Source organism: Enterobacter sp. EC_50 (assembly GCF_019584525.1).
GTDB lineage: Bacteria > Pseudomonadota > Gammaproteobacteria > Enterobacterales > Enterobacteriaceae > Enterobacter > Enterobacter roggenkampii.
The window spans coordinates 184646-200277 of sequence record NZ_VDAF01000006.1; the positions used below are offsets into that span (position 1 = coordinate 184646).

At 52.4% G+C, this 15632-nt stretch carries 13 protein-coding genes and 1 rRNA gene; 12 read left to right on the top strand and 2 right to left on the bottom strand.

The genetic code is table 11. The features are described 5' to 3' along the window. The first annotated feature begins 49 nt into the window (after positions 1-49). The 5 genes from FHC48_RS07465 (at position 50) to FHC48_RS07485 (ending at position 4968) form a co-directional block, all read left to right on the top strand. Positions 50-790 (top strand): carbonic anhydrase, encoded by a 741-nt coding sequence (locus FHC48_RS07465; RefSeq protein ID WP_059362754.1) that lies wholly within the window; start codon positions 50-52, stop codon positions 788-790. 330 nt (positions 791-1120) lie between these two features. Then, entirely contained in the window at positions 1121-2086 is a 966-nt protein-coding gene (gene dusB / locus FHC48_RS07470; protein ID WP_008502861.1) for a tRNA dihydrouridine synthase DusB, read from the top strand. A 23-nt stretch (positions 2087-2109) separates the two neighbouring features. Further along, complete coding sequence (gene fis / locus FHC48_RS07475; RefSeq protein ID WP_000462905.1) at positions 2110-2406, top strand: DNA-binding transcriptional regulator Fis; 297 nt, start codon at positions 2110-2112, stop codon at positions 2404-2406. Between the two features lie 177 nt (positions 2407-2583). Beyond that, entirely contained in the window at positions 2584-2748 is a 165-nt protein-coding gene (locus FHC48_RS07480) for a DUF2556 family protein (protein ID WP_008502862.1), read from the top strand. Between the two features lie 138 nt (positions 2749-2886). After that, positions 2887-4968: a bifunctional diguanylate cyclase/phosphodiesterase gene (locus tag FHC48_RS07485; protein ID WP_059362213.1), complete on the top strand. Its 2082-nt coding sequence runs from the start codon at positions 2887-2889 to the stop codon at positions 4966-4968. Here the strand turns inward: FHC48_RS07485 and envR are convergent. Further along, positions 4884-5603, bottom strand: coding sequence for an acrEF/envCD operon transcriptional regulator (gene envR / locus FHC48_RS07490; protein WP_063616118.1), 720 nt, complete (start codon positions 5601-5603; stop codon positions 4884-4886). The two genes, FHC48_RS07485 and envR, sit on opposite strands and share 85 nt — an antisense overlap. Positions 5604-5991: 388 nt before the next feature. Between envR and FHC48_RS07495 the strand changes: the two genes are divergently transcribed. The 7 genes from FHC48_RS07495 (at position 5992) to FHC48_RS07525 (ending at position 15409) form a co-directional block, all read left to right on the top strand. Beyond that, on the top strand, positions 5992-7131 hold the full coding sequence (locus FHC48_RS07495) for an efflux RND transporter periplasmic adaptor subunit (RefSeq protein WP_045337038.1): 1140 nt from the start codon (positions 5992-5994) through the stop codon (positions 7129-7131). 11 nt (positions 7132-7142) lie between these two features. Then, positions 7143-10256: an efflux RND transporter permease subunit gene (locus tag FHC48_RS07500; RefSeq protein ID WP_193148813.1), complete on the top strand. Its 3114-nt coding sequence runs from the start codon at positions 7143-7145 to the stop codon at positions 10254-10256. A 304-nt stretch (positions 10257-10560) separates the two neighbouring features. Then, the gene (locus tag FHC48_RS07505) at positions 10561-10782 is read left to right on the top strand and encodes a lipoprotein (RefSeq protein WP_008502867.1); all 222 of its coding nucleotides are present in this window, start codon (positions 10561-10563) and stop codon (positions 10780-10782) included. A gap of 473 nt (positions 10783-11255) precedes the next feature. Beyond that, the gene (locus tag FHC48_RS07510) at positions 11256-12281 is read left to right on the top strand and encodes an amino acid ABC transporter substrate-binding protein (RefSeq protein ID WP_021242295.1); all 1026 of its coding nucleotides are present in this window, start codon (positions 11256-11258) and stop codon (positions 12279-12281) included. A gap of 67 nt (positions 12282-12348) precedes the next feature. Then, entirely contained in the window at positions 12349-13530 is a 1182-nt protein-coding gene (locus tag FHC48_RS07515) for an amino acid ABC transporter permease (RefSeq protein WP_008502869.1), read from the top strand. Between the two features lie 9 nt (positions 13531-13539). After that, the gene (locus tag FHC48_RS07520; protein WP_023326203.1) at positions 13540-14643 is read left to right on the top strand and encodes an amino acid ABC transporter permease; all 1104 of its coding nucleotides are present in this window, start codon (positions 13540-13542) and stop codon (positions 14641-14643) included. 7 nt (positions 14644-14650) lie between these two features. Then, positions 14651-15409, top strand: a complete 759-nt coding sequence (locus tag FHC48_RS07525) for an amino acid ABC transporter ATP-binding protein (RefSeq protein ID WP_008502871.1) — start codon at positions 14651-14653, stop codon at positions 15407-15409. Positions 15410-15515: 106 nt separating this feature from the next. Here FHC48_RS07525 and rrf read toward each other — a convergent pair. After that, positions 15516-15631 (bottom strand): 5S ribosomal RNA (gene rrf / locus FHC48_RS07530). Between the last annotated feature and the right edge of the window lies 1 nt (position 15632).

Below are 15632 nucleotides of genomic sequence, written 5' to 3' on the forward strand. Positions count from 1 at the left end.
CCACACAAATCATGTTGATTTGTATTAAAAAATTCACCGGAAGAATATGATGAAACACATTACAGGCAAGGCAGCGCTGTTTGCGCTGAGCATAGTTTCGGCTTCAGCATTCGCATCACACTGGGGCTATGAAGGGGAAGGTTCACCGGAACACTGGGGTGAACTGGACGAGGCCTACAAGACCTGCCAGAGCGGGATGAACCAGTCTCCGATAAATATTGATTCGACCGCTAACGCCCATCTCTCCCCGCTGCAAACACACTACATTGATGGTCCTGTAACGCTGACCAATAATGGCCATACCATTCAGGCTAGCGAACAGGCTGACACCCGTGACACCATCACTCTGGACAAGCAAACCTGGACGCTCCAGCAGTTCCACTTCCATGCACCAAGCGAAAACACCGTGCACGGCAAGAAGTACGCGATGGAGATGCATCTGGTACATAAAAACAGCGCGGGTGAGCTGACCGTGGTAGCCGTCATGTTTGATAAAGGGGCTGCGAATCCGGAGCTGGATAAGCTGTGGAGCGTGATGCCGCAGCAGGCTGAACAGAACGTCTCCATTGAGAAGGATCTCAACCTGAACAAGCTGCTGCCGAAGGTGAAAACCTACTGGCGCTTTAGCGGATCTCTGACCACGCCACCGTGTTCTGAAGGGGTCATCTGGATCGTGCTCAAACAGCCGTTAACCGTCTCAGCAGAACAGCTTGAGAAATTTACCCATACCATGCATCACGATAATAACCGTCCGGTACAGTCTCTGCATGGGCGCGTTGTGGTCGAATAACGCCCATTCTGAGGCTTAAGATCATGTTCTAAAATGCGACGTAGATCGCAAAGAAGAGGGAAAATCTGCTGCGAAAAACAGCAGATTATCCCGCTCAGGTAAGCCATTTATTCAGAAATGATGAGAAGTTACGGGAAATTGTAAGCGCTCATAAAATAGCCATTCCTGCCTAACACAATGATTTAAATAGTGAATAATTCTTAACGGAAAGATTGCGCGGCGATTCCTTGATCTACAACAGTGGATTGTTCAAAGTTTGGCCTTTCATCTCGTGCAAAAAATGCGTAATATACGCCGCCTTGCAGTCACAGTATGGTCATTTCTTAACTCATGCGCATCGGACACCACCAGCTTAGAAATCGCCTGATCGCAGCCCCTATGGCAGGTATTACCGACCGGCCGTTCAGGACGCTGTGCTATGAGATGGGAGCCGGTTTAACCGTATCCGAGATGATGTCGTCTAACCCGCAGGTTTGGGAAAGCGATAAATCCCGCCTTCGGATGGTGCACATTGATGAACCCGGTATTCGCACCGTGCAAATTGCCGGAAGCGTGCCTGAAGAAATGGCAGATGCCGCGCGTATCAACGTGGAAAGTGGTGCCCAGATTATTGATATCAATATGGGGTGCCCGGCCAAAAAAGTGAATCGCAAGCTTGCAGGTTCAGCCCTTCTGCAATACCCCGACCAGGTGAAAGCTATCCTGACGGCGGTTGTCAGCGCAGTGGACGTTCCTGTTACGTTAAAGATTCGCACGGGTTGGTCGCCGGAACACCGTAACTGTGTAGAGATTGCCCAACTGGCCGAAGACTGTGGCATTCAGGCCCTGACCATTCATGGACGCACGCGCGCCTGTTTGTTCAACGGTGAAGCTGAATACGACAGCATTCGGGCAGTTAAGCAGAAAGTTTCCATTCCGATTATCGCGAATGGCGACATAACTGACCCGCTTAAAGCCAGAGCGGTGCTCGACTATACGGGAGCTGATGCTCTGATGATAGGACGCGCCGCTCAGGGAAGACCCTGGATCTTTCGGGAAATCCAGCATTATCTGGACACTGGAGAGCTGCTTGCTCCCCTGCCTCTGGCAGAGGTTAAGCGCTTGCTTTGTTCGCATGTTCGGGAACTGCATGACCACTACGGTCAGGCGAAAGGGTACCGAATTGCGCGTAAACACGTTTCCTGGTATCTCCAGGAGCACGCTCCAGATGACCAGTTTCGGCGCACATTCAACGCCATTGAGGATGCCAGCGAACAGCTGGAGGCGTTGGAGGCATACTTCGAAAATCTTGCGTAATGAAATAAAGAGCTGACAGAACTATGTTCGAACAACGCGTAAATTCTGACGTACTGACCGTTTCTACCGTTAACTCTCAGGATCAGGTAACTCAAAAGCCCCTGCGTGACTCGGTTAAACAGGCACTGAAGAACTATTTTGCTCAACTGAACGGTCAGGATGTTAATGACCTGTATGAGCTGGTACTGGCTGAAGTTGAACAGCCACTGTTGGACATGGTGATGCAATACACCCGCGGTAACCAAACCCGCGCTGCGCTGATGATGGGTATCAACCGTGGTACTCTGCGTAAGAAACTGAAAAAATACGGCATGAACTGATACTAATCAGTTAAATGCTTGTTTAAAAAGGCGCTCTTCGGCATGGGGAAGCGCCTTTTTTATTCCCTGCTTCACTCCGTCAACGCTTTGTAAACCTTCACTTATCCCGCTTTAAAACCGCCGCTTTTGGTGTATATTTCCCCCACTTTACTGGCGCTCTTCTCGCGGAATGACACAATGATTCGTAAATACTGGTGGCTGGTTGTCTTTGCAATCTCCGTTCTGATTTTCGATGCACTTCTGATGCAGTGGATTGAACTGATGAGCACCGAAACCGATAAGTGTCGCAATATGAACTCCGTGAATCCCCTGAAACTCGTAAACTGTTCAGAGCTCGACTAGCCGCCTGATTGCGCAAACTCCCCGTGATTACCCACTAAAAACGGGGATTTAAATCCCTTTGAGCCATTACCCGACGGTGATAATGTCTCGCCCTTCTCAACCGCTCTAGCGTAACCCCACACTCGAGTAGAACCGTCCATGCTGGTCAGCCAATACAACCATATCCTTGTTGTCCTCTCCTTTGTTGTTGCCATCCTTGCGGCGTATACCGCACTGAATATGGCGGCACGTGTCGCCGGGAGTGAGGGTGTCGCTGCCCGCGTCTGGCTGGCTGGCGGCGGTATTGCAATGGGCATCGGCGTGTGGGCCATGCATTTTATCGGCATGCTGGCGATGGATCTCTCCATGAGCATGAGCTACAACGCCAGCCTGACGGTGTTATCCATGGTCATCGCCGTCGGGTCGTCACTGTTCGCGCTCTGGCTCGTGAGCTGCGATCAATTACGCTTGCGCCGTCTGCTGCCCGGTGCGCTGGCGATGGGAAGCGGTATTGTTGCCATGCATTACACCGGCATGGCTGCGCTGGAAGTGATGCCCGGGATTATCTGGGATAAGGTCTGGGTGGCCATTTCGGTCGCCATTGCGCTTGCCGCTTCACTCGCGGCATTATGGCTGACCTTCCGCCTGCGTCACGACGCCGCGCAGGTCGTGCTGATGCGCACGGGTGCCGCCATCACCATGGGCATAGCCATTGCCGGGATGCACTACGCCGGGATGAAAGCCGCACAGTTTCCGATGTCCACAATGGTTCACCATGAGGGTATTAACGGGAGCTGGCTGGCGGTGCTGGTGAGCGTTGTCGCGCTCTCTATTCTTGGGATTACCCTGTTGGTATCAATGCTGGACGCCCGCCTTCAGGCGCGTACCGCCCTCCTGGCCTCGTCCCTTGCAGAAGCTAACCGGGAACTCGCACAGCTGGCCCTGCACGATACCCTGACGCGTCTGCCCAACCGTATCCTGCTGGAAGACCGACTCGATCAGGCCATCAGCAAAGCCGATCGCGAGGCGACCCATTTTGCCCTGATGTTCATGGATCTCGACGGCTTTAAAGCCATCAATGACGCTTACGGCCATGATGTCGGTGACAAGCTGCTGATTGCCGTAACGGAGCGCCTGCTGCATCTCCTGAAGGGCCAGTTCACCCTGGCACGTATCGGCGGTGATGAGTTTGTTCTGCTGGCTGAGGGGGAAGGCCCGGACGATGCGGCCTCCCTGGCGAATTCGCTGGTGCGCGCGATCGATAGCCCGTTCAACCTCGACCACTATGAACTGATGGTCACCCTCAGCATTGGGATCGCGCTGTATCCTCACGACGGCAAAACCGAACGTGAGCTCATGTTTAACGCCGATGCGGCGATGTACCATACCAAGCATATGGGCCGGAACGGTTACCACTTTTTCCAGCCCTCGATGAATACGCTGGCGCAGACCCACCTTCAGTTAATGAACGATCTGTGGATGGCGATCGATCGCAATGAGCTCCGCCTGCTGTATCAGCCAAAATTTCACGCCCCCGCCGGCCCTCTCCTTGGATTTGAGGCGTTATTGCGCTGGCAGCATCCTAAGCAGGGGTTACTGACCCCGGACCTTTTCCTGCCGCTGGCGGAAAAAACGGGGCTGATTATCCCTATCGGCAACTGGGTAATTAATGAAGCCTGTCGCCAGCTGCGTGAATGGCATCTTCAGGGACATCAAAGCTGGTCAATGGCGGTAAACCTGTCGACGCTGCAGTTTGAACAGCCTTCGCTGGTCAACACGGTTCTCAACTGCCTGGCACTTCATCATGTGCCACCAGAAATGTTGATCCTGGAGGTGACGGAAACCACGGCAATGAGCAACCCGGATGAAAGTGTACGGGTGCTGACAGAGCTGACGGAAGCGGGCGTAAAGGCCTCCATTGATGATTTTGGCACCGGCTATTCAAGCCTGCTGTACCTCAAGCGCTTACCCGCCTGTGAATTGAAAATCGACAGGGCGTTCGTGAAAGAGCTCAGCGGAGAAAGCGAGGATGCCACCATTGTCTCCGCGATTGTGGCCCTCGCCAAAACACTCAATCTGAAAGTCGTGGCTGAAGGCGTAGAAACCGAAGCACAGCAGGCCTTTTTGACCGAGTTGGGCTGCAACACCCTTCAGGGTTATCTGTTAGGTAAACCCGTCAGCGCGCAAACCATAGAGGCGCTTTGTGCGCGAGGGGAGATGCTACCTGGCGCAGGGCTGTAAGCATCATCATGAAGCGATACGCGAATGACAGGGAGTGTCGCCAGAATGCTATCGACCAGGGCGGGTGCCTGCTGATAAAGATTGAAACTTTCGTTATTCATTAACCAGTTTTTAATTATTCCGCTAAAAAAGCCGTGGAATACGATCAAGGTCAGATCAACATTTACCTTTGGCGAAATGATGTTCCGTGAAATACAGGCCTCCAGCGAGGCACGCAGCGTGTCATAATTGAATCCAATCCGTTTTCTGATGTCTCTCTCTGAAATCATGTCACTGCTAAATTCACATTTATGATACAGAATTTGTAAAAGTGCACATTGTCGAGGCTCACGCGCAATATACTGCAACGCAGTAATAAATTGCTCACGAAGTATTAACAATGGATCATCACCTTCGGAAAGGGAAAGCCTGTCGCGAATAATGTCGCGAAGCGGTAATTGCTGCTCCCAGATGGCATTAAATATTTCAGCTTTACTGGTGAAGTGCCAATAGATTGCACCGCGCGTCACATTTGCAGCATCCGCGATGTCCGTCAGCGTGGTGTTGGCTACGCCACGCGTCGCAAACTGCCCGATAGCCGCCTCAATCAACTGCTGCCGGGTTTGTTGAGCTTCTTCTTTCTTTTTCCGCGCCATAGACAACGACTCGCTACTCACAAAGTTTATACGTAACACAGGTCAGGAGAAAGAAAGTATTCACCAATTCCCGTTTTAGTTTTGCACAAAAAAAGTCAATCTTCTTAATTTATAGTTTAGCTAAATACATATTTAAGTTTAAATTCATGCCATGAATAAATGAGGCACATTAAGCGCTATTTAACTGATTAGCTTGCCGGAAGAAGACCGAGAAATAAACCGAGTCTGATTCTGATTTTTCTGCTCAGACCTTGCCATTCGCACTTATAAATTAAAAAACATTAAATACCCTCATTATTATACGCAGCTACATTTTATTTTTTTATCCCGCTGCCCCTGCTACCGATTCACGCTAAATATCGGTTACCGGGTATTTAAAGGAACAGTAATGACGAATCATTTCAGACGCTTACCCTTAGCCGGTTTCATTGTCTGCGCTGTGCTGCTCTCAGGATGCGATGGCCAGGAAAACCAACAACAACATCCGCAGGCTCCCCAGGTCACTGTGCATATTGTGAAAAGCGCACCGCTGGCTGTCACCACTGAACTCCCGGGCAGAACAGATGCGTTCCGCGTTGCAGAGGTTCGTCCGCAGGTTAGCGGTATTATCCTGCGTCGCAACTTCACGGAGGGCAGCGATGTAAAAGCTGGAGATTCGCTTTACCAGATTGATCCTGCAACCTATCAGGCGGCTTACGACAACGCCAAAGGCGAGCTGGCGAAGGCCCAGGCGGCGGCCAATATCGCTCACCTGACGGTGAAACGTTATCTCCCGTTGGTCGGTACACAGTATGTCAGCAAGCAGGAGTATGACCAGGCCGTGGCCACCGCCCAGCAGGCAGACGCCAGCGTCGTCGCCGCCAAAGCGGGCGTTGAAAGCGCGCGCATCAACCTTGCCTATACCAAAGTGACATCGCCCGTTGATGGTCGCATCGGCAAATCCAGCGTAACGGAAGGGGCGCTGGTCACCAACGGGCAGGCAGCGGCGCTGGCAACGGTTCAGCAGCTTGATCCGATGTATGTCGATGTCACCCAGTCCAGTAATGATTTTTTGCGCCTGAAGCAGACGAGCCTGCAAAAAGGCGATACCGCCAGCAGCGTTGAGCTACTGATGGAGAACGGGCAGCCCTATCCGCTGAAGGGCACATTGCAGTTCTCAGACGTCACGGTGGATCAAAGTACCGGCTCAATTACCCTGCGCGCCATTTTCCCGAATCCTCAACATTTGCTGTTACCGGGTATGTTCGTTCGCGCCCGGATTGATGAAGGTACGCAGCCGAATGCGATTCTGGTTCCCCAGCAAGGCGTGACTCGTACGCCGCGAGGCGATGCCACCGTGATGGTGGTGAACGATAAAAATCAGGTTGAGTCTCGCACCGTCGTTGCGCCTCAGGCGATTGGCGACCGCTGGCTGGTGACGGAAGGGCTGAAAAACGGTGACCGCGTGATTGTTAGCGGGCTACAAAAGGTCAGACCGGGCGTAACCGTCGTCGCCACGCCTGATACCACCACCGCTCCAGCCAGTTAAGGGACGACGACATGGCTAATTTCTTTATTCAGAGACCGGTTTTCGCCTGGGTACTTGCCATCATTTTGATGATTGCTGGTGGGCTAGCCATTCTCAAACTTCCCGTCGCACAGTATCCGACCATTGCGCCTCCCGCCGTGGCGATATCCGCGACCTACCCGGGAGCAGATGCTCAAACGGTGCAGGATACCGTGACCCAGGTTATCGAGCAGAACATGAACGGTATCGATAACCTGATGTATATGTCCTCCACCAGCGATTCAGCGGGTAACGTCACCATCACCCTGACCTTCGAGTCCGGAACCGATCCGGACATCGCCCAGGTGCAGGTGCAGAACAAGCTTCAGCTCGCCATGCCGCTGCTGCCGCAAGAGGTGCAGCAGCAAGGGATTGGCGTTGAGAAGTCCAGCAGTAGCTTCCTGCTGGTCGCCGGTTTTGTTTCAGACAACAAAAACCTCACGCAGAATGACATCTCCGACTATGTTGCCTCGAACGTCAAAGATGCCATCAGCCGAACGTCTGGTGTCGGTGACGTGCAGCTGTTCGGTGCCCAATATGCGATGCGTATCTGGCTCGACAGCAATGCGATGAACAAATACCAGCTGACGCCGCTGGATATTATCAACCAGCTGAAAACGCAGAACGACCAGATAGCGGCAGGCCAGTTGGGCGGGACGCCATCCATCCCAGGACAGCAGCTGAATGCCTCGATCATCGCGCAAACCCGCCTGAAATCACCGGAAGAGTTTGGCCGTGTGACGCTCAAGGTGAACCAGGACGGCTCGATGGTGCATCTGAAGGATGTGGCTCGCATTGAGCTGGGTGGCGAAAACTACAACATGGTGACAAAAATCAACGGGCAGGCGGCAACTGGCCTGGGGATTAAGCTGGCAACAGGGGCAAATGCGCTGGATACAGCGGCAGCTATCAAGAGCAAGCTGGCACAACTGCAGCCGTTCTTCCCGCAGGGGCTAAAAGTCGTCTACCCCTATGACACCACACCGTTTGTGAAAATCTCCATCCACGAAGTGGTGAAGACCCTGTTTGAAGCGATTATTCTCGTCTTCCTGGTTATGTACCTGTTCCTGCAAAACCTGCGGGCAACGCTCATCCCGACTATCGCGGTTCCGGTCGTTCTGCTGGGTACCTTCGCGGTTCTGGCGGCGTTCGGTTTCTCCATCAATACCCTGACAATGTTCGGCATGGTGCTGGCGATAGGTCTGCTGGTTGATGACGCTATCGTGGTCGTTGAGAACGTTGAACGCGTCATGGTCGAGGACAAGCTGCCGCCGAAAGAGGCTACGCAGAAATCGATGGGACAGATCCAGGGGGCACTGGTGGGGATCGCCATGGTGCTCTCGGCGGTCTTTATCCCGATGGCCTTTTTTGGCGGCTCGACGGGGGCGATCTATCGCCAGTTCTCGCTAACTATCGTTTCCGCTATGGCATTGTCAGTACTGGTTGCGCTAATCCTGACGCCAGCGCTCTGTGCAACGTTGCTTAAGCCTGTTTCAGCCGATCATCATGAGAAAAAAGGTGGCTTCTTCGGCTGGTTTAATGCGCTCTTTGATAAGAGCGTTGAGCACTACAGTAACAGCGTGAGCGGTATCTTGCGCAAGACCGGACGCTATCTGTTGGTGTACGTCATTATTGTCGGTGGAATGGCGGTGCTCTTCCTGCGCTTACCGACCTCCTTCCTCCCCGAAGAGGATCAGGGGGTGTTTATGACAATGGTTCAGCTCCCGGCGGGGGCAACCCAGACGCGTACTCAGCAGGTTCTCGACCAGGTTCAGGACTACTACCTGAACAAAGAGAAAGCAAATGTTGAATCCGTCTTTACTGTAAACGGCTTTAGCTTTAGCGGCCAGGGTCAGAACTCCGGTATTGCCTTCATCAGCCTGAAGCCCTGGGAAGAGCGTCCTGGGCCGGAAAATGGCGTTGAAGCCATTGTGGGTCGCGCGACAAAAGCTTTCAGTCAGATTAAAGACGGCCTTGTATTCCCGTTTAACCTGCCCGCTATTATTGAGTTAGGTACCGCAACGGGCTTCGACTTTGAACTTATCGATCAGGCAAACCTGGGGCATACCCAGCTGACGCAGGCGCGTAACCAACTGCTCGGCATGGTGAAAGAGCACCCTGATCTGCTGGTGCGCGTGCGTCCTAACGGTCTTGAAGATACGCCTCAGTTTAAGCTGGATGTCGATCAGGAGAAAGCACAGGCGCTGGGCGTCAGTCTTTCTGACGTCAACCAGACGATTTCGACGGCCTTAGGGGGCACCTATGTGAATGACTTTATCGATCATGGCCGCGTGAAAAAAGTCTATGTACAGGCCGACGCGAAATTCCGTATGTTGCCAGGGGATATTAACAACCTTTATGTGCGCAGCGCGAACGGGGAAATGGTGCCGTTCTCAGCCTTTAGCAACGCTCACTGGGTTTATGGTTCACCCCGTCTGGAGCGCTACAACGGAATGCCTTCGATGGAGATCCTCGGCGAATCAGCCCCGGGTAAAAGTACCGGTGAGGCCATGGCTATGATGGAAAGCCTCGCGGCAAAATTGCCTTCCGGCATCGGTTATGACTGGACGGGAATGTCTTACCAGGAGCGACTTTCAGGTAACCAGGCGCCTGCACTGTACGCCATTTCACTGATCGTGGTGTTCCTGTGTCTGGCAGCGCTGTATGAAAGCTGGTCCATTCCGTTCTCCGTTATGCTGGTTGTGCCGTTGGGGGTCATCGGGGCCCTTCTCGCAGCCTCGCTGCGCGGGTTAAACAATGACGTCTATTTCCAGGTCGGCCTGCTGACCACAATTGGTCTGTCGGCGAAAAACGCCATCCTGATCGTCGAATTTGCTAAAGACCTGATGGAGAAAGAAGGTAAAGGCATCATTGAAGCTACGCTTGAAGCGTCAAGGATGCGCCTTCGACCGATCCTGATGACCTCCCTGGCCTTTATCCTTGGCGTCATGCCGCTGGTGATCAGTACCGGAGCCGGGAGCGGTGCGCAAAACGCCGTCGGTACGGGTGTGATGGGGGGAATGCTTTCCGCAACGCTTCTGGCGATTTTCTTCGTGCCCGTCTTCTTTGTGGTTGTTCGTCGACGCTTTACCCGCCATAAAGATTAACATTTCCCTAAAAAGGCACCTCTGGTGCCTTTTTTATTTTTAACATAAACAATGAATTAGGCATTAAGCAAAAGCCATGTTAAAAATACAGTGATTTGCATTAAGTAAAAACACTCTCTTACCCCTTCATAATGTCTCCATTAATTCATCCGGAAATCGATTTTTCTCCACGATTTTTACAAACTACATAATTTGAGATTATTCCTCGTGTAACGCGGACTTACCCCGGTGGTAAAATAACCTCCAGTTCGTTAATTGCCCTCCTGGCTTTATAGCGGACGAGAAATAATACTGAGGTAACATCATGAAAAGATTCATTTCCGTTGCACTACTCGCTGCGCTGCTTGCTGGTTGCGCGCACGACTCTCCATGTGTACCGGTTTACGACGACCAGGGCCGACTGGTTCATACCAATACCTGTATGAAAGGCACCACCCAGGACAACTGGGAAACAGCAGGTGCGATCGCTGGCGGCGCTGCCGCAGTGGCGGGCTTGACGCTGGGTATTGTTGCCCTGACGAAGTAACATCAGTTAAGAAAGCGCGGCTCTGGCCGCGCTTTTGCTTTTAATCAGTGCACTATTTTCAAAGAAGTAAAAAAATAGCCCCGTATTTATTCGTACCTTTCACTTCAGCCTGAAGCCAGTCACATCTTTTTCGTACACTTTTTTAAATTACCTGTTCTATTGTGATGATTTTCACACATTAATATTATTGAATATCCTGCCAATATTCACTCTGGAAACTATCTCTTCTTTTTTCTGGCGCGCCTCAAAACTTTTGCTCCAATTTGTGGCACAGGTTGTAATTTCGCACCGTTTCAGGGCGCTCGTTTTATTTAAGCCTGTCTACACTCAGCATTAAGCGTTCACTCATCTCTTATTTTGCCGAACGCAAAACTGGCATTACGTTTGCTTTATAAACGTTGGCCAAAGCCACAGACAGGTAAAGCGTTTAAAAACGCCTCTATAACGATAAATTTCGCCACACAGGAAGCATTATGAAAAAGACGATGATAGCCAGCCTGGCCGCTGCAGGCATGATGTTTGCCGTAGCCGGTCAAGCCCATGCGGGAACGACACTGGATGCCGTTAAAAAGAAAGGTTTTGTTCAATGTGGTATCAGTGACGGTTTGCCTGGCTTCTCTTATGCCGATGCGAACGGCAAATTTACCGGTATTGATGTAGATGTCTGCCGCGGTGTTGCCGCCGCCGTTTTTGGCGATGACAGCAAGGTAAAATATACCCCGCTGACGGCGAAAGAACGCTTTACGGCACTGCAGTCCGGCGAGGTTGACATGCTCTCCCGTAATACCACCTGGACCTCCTCCCGCGACGCGGGTATGGGGATGTCATTTACGGGCGTGACCTATTATGACGGGATCGGCTTCCTGACCCACAATAAAGCAGGCCTGAAAAGCGCCAAAGAGCTGGATGGTGCGACCGTTTGTATTCAGGCGGGCACCGATACCGAGCTGAACGTCGCCGATTATTTCAAAGCAAATAACATGAAATACACGCCAGTGACATTTGACCGCTCGGATGAGTCGGCTAAAGCGCTGGAATCCGGCCGTTGCGACACGCTGGCCTCTGACCAGTCACAGCTGTATGCCTTACGCATTAAGCTGAGCAATCCGGCAGAGTGGATTGTCCTGCCTGAAGTGATCTCCAAAGAACCTCTCGGCCCTGTCGTTCGTCGCGGCGATGAAGACTGGTTCTCTATTGTTCGCTGGACGCTGTTTGCCATGCTGAACGCAGAAGAGATGGGCATCAACTCGAAAAACGTGGATGAGAAAGCGGCTAACCCATCTAACCCGGATATGGCGCACCTGCTGGGTAAAGAAGGCGATTTCGGCAAGGATCTGAAGCTGGATAACAAGTGGGCCTACAACATCATCAAACAGGTGGGCAACTACTCTGAGATCTTTGAACGCAACGTAGGATCGGAAAGCCCGCTGAAGATCAAACGCGGCCAGAACAATCTCTGGAACAACGGCGGTATTCAGTACGCGCCACCAGTACGTTAAGTCATAGCTGTAACGGGCACTGCTCATGCAGTGCCCACTCCAGAGTCATGGTTACTGAGGTTTCTTTATGTCCCATCGCCGCTCAGCCGTAAAAGGATCGCTATCCTTTTCTCATCCCGCGGTCCGCGCCTGGCTATTCCAGATTATTGCTATTGTTGCGGTTGTTCTCATCGCCGTGTATCTCATCCATAACACCATCACCAACCTGAACAATCGCGGCATTACCTCCGGTTTTGCGTTTTTGGATCGCAGCGCGGGCTTTGGCATTGTTCAGCATCTTATTGATTACCAGGAAGGTGACACGTACGGACGCGTATTCGTGGTCGGTTTACTGAATACGCTGCTGGTATCGGCGCTTTGTATCGTCTTCGCGTCGATACTGGGCTTCTTTATTGGCCTGGCGCGTCTTTCTGAAAACTGGCTCCTGCGGAAGCTGTCGACGGTTTATATCGAGACGTTCCGCAATATCCCCCCGCTGCTGCAGATCTTCTTCTGGTATTTCGCCGTACTGCGTAACCTTCCTGGTCCCCGTCAGGCCGTCGACGCGTTTGAGCTGTTTTTCCTGAGTAACCGTGGGTTGTCCATTCCTTCTCCTCAGCCGGGCGAAGGACTGTACGCTTTCATCGGCGCGATTGTGATAGCGCTTGCCCTCTCCGCTGGGGTATTCCGTTTTAACCGCAAGCATCAGATCAAAACCGGTCAGCTTCGTAGAACCTGGCCCACCGCAGTCATCCTGATCGTTAGCCTGCCGCTAGTGGCACACTGGCTGTTTGGCGCCGCGTTGCACTGGGATGTTCCCCATCTGCGAGGCTTTAACTTCCAGGGGGGAATGGTGTTAATTCCTGAACTGGCGGCCCTGACATTGGCGCTATCGATTTATACCTCAGCCTTTATCGCTGAGATTATTCGTGCCGGGATCCAGGCCGTCCCGCACGGGCAACACGAAGCGGCACGCTCATTAGGATTACCGCATACGGTGACGCTTCGCCAGGTCATTATTCCGCAGGCGTTGCGGGTCATCATTCCGCCTCTGACCAGCCAGTATCTTAACATCGTCAAAAACTCGTCGCTGGCCGCCGCTATTGGTTATCCGGATATGGTGTCACTCTTCGCCGGAACCGTGCTTAACCAGACCGGACAAGCCATTGAAACCATCGCCATCACCATGTCTGTCTATCTCATCATCAGCCTGGTAATTTCACTGCTGATGAACCTCTATAACCGTCGTATAGCACTGGTCGAGCGCTAAGGATCTATGATGACAAAAGCAATACTGTCGCACGCCTCGCGCCCTGCCAACTCGACAGGTGGACGTTTCATTCTCTGGGCGCGAAAGAATCTGTTCTCCAGCTGGAGTAATAGCCTGCTGACGATTGTCTGCCTGTGGCTCATGTGGGAATTGATTCCTCCCCTGCTGAACTGGGCGTTTTTACAGGCCAACTGGGTCGGTTCAACCCGAGCTGATTGTACAAAAGCAGGTGCCTGCTGGGTGTTTATTCATGAACGTTTCGGTCAGTTCATGTATGGATTGTATCCGCATGAACAGCGCTGGCGGATTAATCTGGCGCTGGTTATCGGTCTGCTCTCTGTCGCAGTCATGTTCTGGAAAAAGCTGCCTCACCGTGGACGCTATATTGCCGTCTGGGCGGTGGTTTATCCGATTATTGTCTGGGTGCTGCTCTATGGCGGTTTTCTGGGGCTGGAACGCGTTGAAACACGCCAATGGGGTGGGCTGACGCTGACGTTGATTATCGCGTCAGTGGGGATAGCCGGTGCCCTGCCGTGGGGGATTTTACTTGCCCTCGGACGGCGTTCAAAAATGCCGATCGTTCGCGTGCTCTCCGTTATCTTCATTGAGTTCTGGCGCGGCGTACCGCTTATCACCGTTCTGTTTATGTCATCGGTCATGCTGCCGCTATTTATGGCAGAAGGAACAACGATCGACAAACTGATCCGTGCCCTGGTCGGGGTGATTCTCTTCCAGTCCGCCTATGTCGCTGAAGTGGTGCGCGGTGGTCTGCAGGCGTTGCCTAAAGGCCAGTACGAAGCGGCGGAATCACTGGCGCTCGGCTACTGGAAAACCCAGGGGCTGGTCATTCTTCCCCAGGCACTCAAGCTGGTCATTCCGGGCCTGGTCAACACGATCATTGCCCTCTTCAAGGATACCAGCCTGGTGATCATCATCGGATTGTTCGATCTCTTTAGCAGCGTGCAACAGGCTACCGTTGACCCTGTCTGGCTGGGCATGTCCACCGAAGGATATGTCTTTGCTGCCCTGATCTACTGGATCTTTTGTTTTAGCATGTCGCGCTACAGCCAGCATCTGGAAAAGCGCTTTAACACCGGGCGTACACCGCACTGAGGAAAATATGAGCCAAATAACTATGACACCCGCCGACGCGATGATTACGCTGGAAGACGTGAACAAATGGTACGGACAGTTTCATGTCCTGAAGGATATTAATCTCAAGGTCAAGCAGGGAGAGCGCATCGTCCTGTGCGGCCCGTCCGGCTCCGGGAAATCCACAACCATTCGCTGTATTAACCACCTTGAAGAGCATCAGCAAGGACGCATCGTGGTTGATGGTATCGAGCTGAATGAAGATATCCGCAATATCGAACGCGTGCGTCAGGAAGTGGGAATGGTATTTCAGCACTTTAATCTTTTTCCGCACCTGACCGTTTTGCAGAACTGTACGCTCGCACCGATTTGGGTACGAAAGATGCCGAAAAAGGAAGCCGAGGCGTTGGCAATGCACTATCTGGAGCGTGTACGTATCGCAGAGCATGCCAATAAGTTTCCTGGTCAGATATCGGGTGGACAGCAGCAGCGTGTGGCTATCGCCCGTTCACTGTGTATGAAACCGAAAATTATGCTGTTTGATGAACCGACATCAGCCCTCGATCCGGAAATGGTGAAGGAGGTTCTGGATACAATGATTGGACTGGCACAATCCGGCATGACCATGCTGTGCGTCACGCATGAAATGGGGTTCGCGCGAACAGTGGCTGACCGGGTGATCTTTATGGATCGTGGAGAGATTGTTGAGCAGGCGCCGCCAGATGAGTTCTTTGCGCATCCGAAGTCAGAACGTACGCGAGCATTCCTGTCGCAGGTGATTCATTAATCAGATCTTTTTGCCCGGTGGCGCTGCGCTTACCGGGCCTACCGTTTTCACGAGAATCATAACGCAAAAAGGCCATCCTTTCGGATGGCCTTCTCACTTATTTGATGTCTGGCAGTTCCCTACTCTCACATGGGGAGACCCCACACTACCATCGGCGCTACGGCGTTTCACTTCTGAGTTCGGCATGGGGTCAGGTGGGACCACCGCGCTAAAGCCGCCAGGC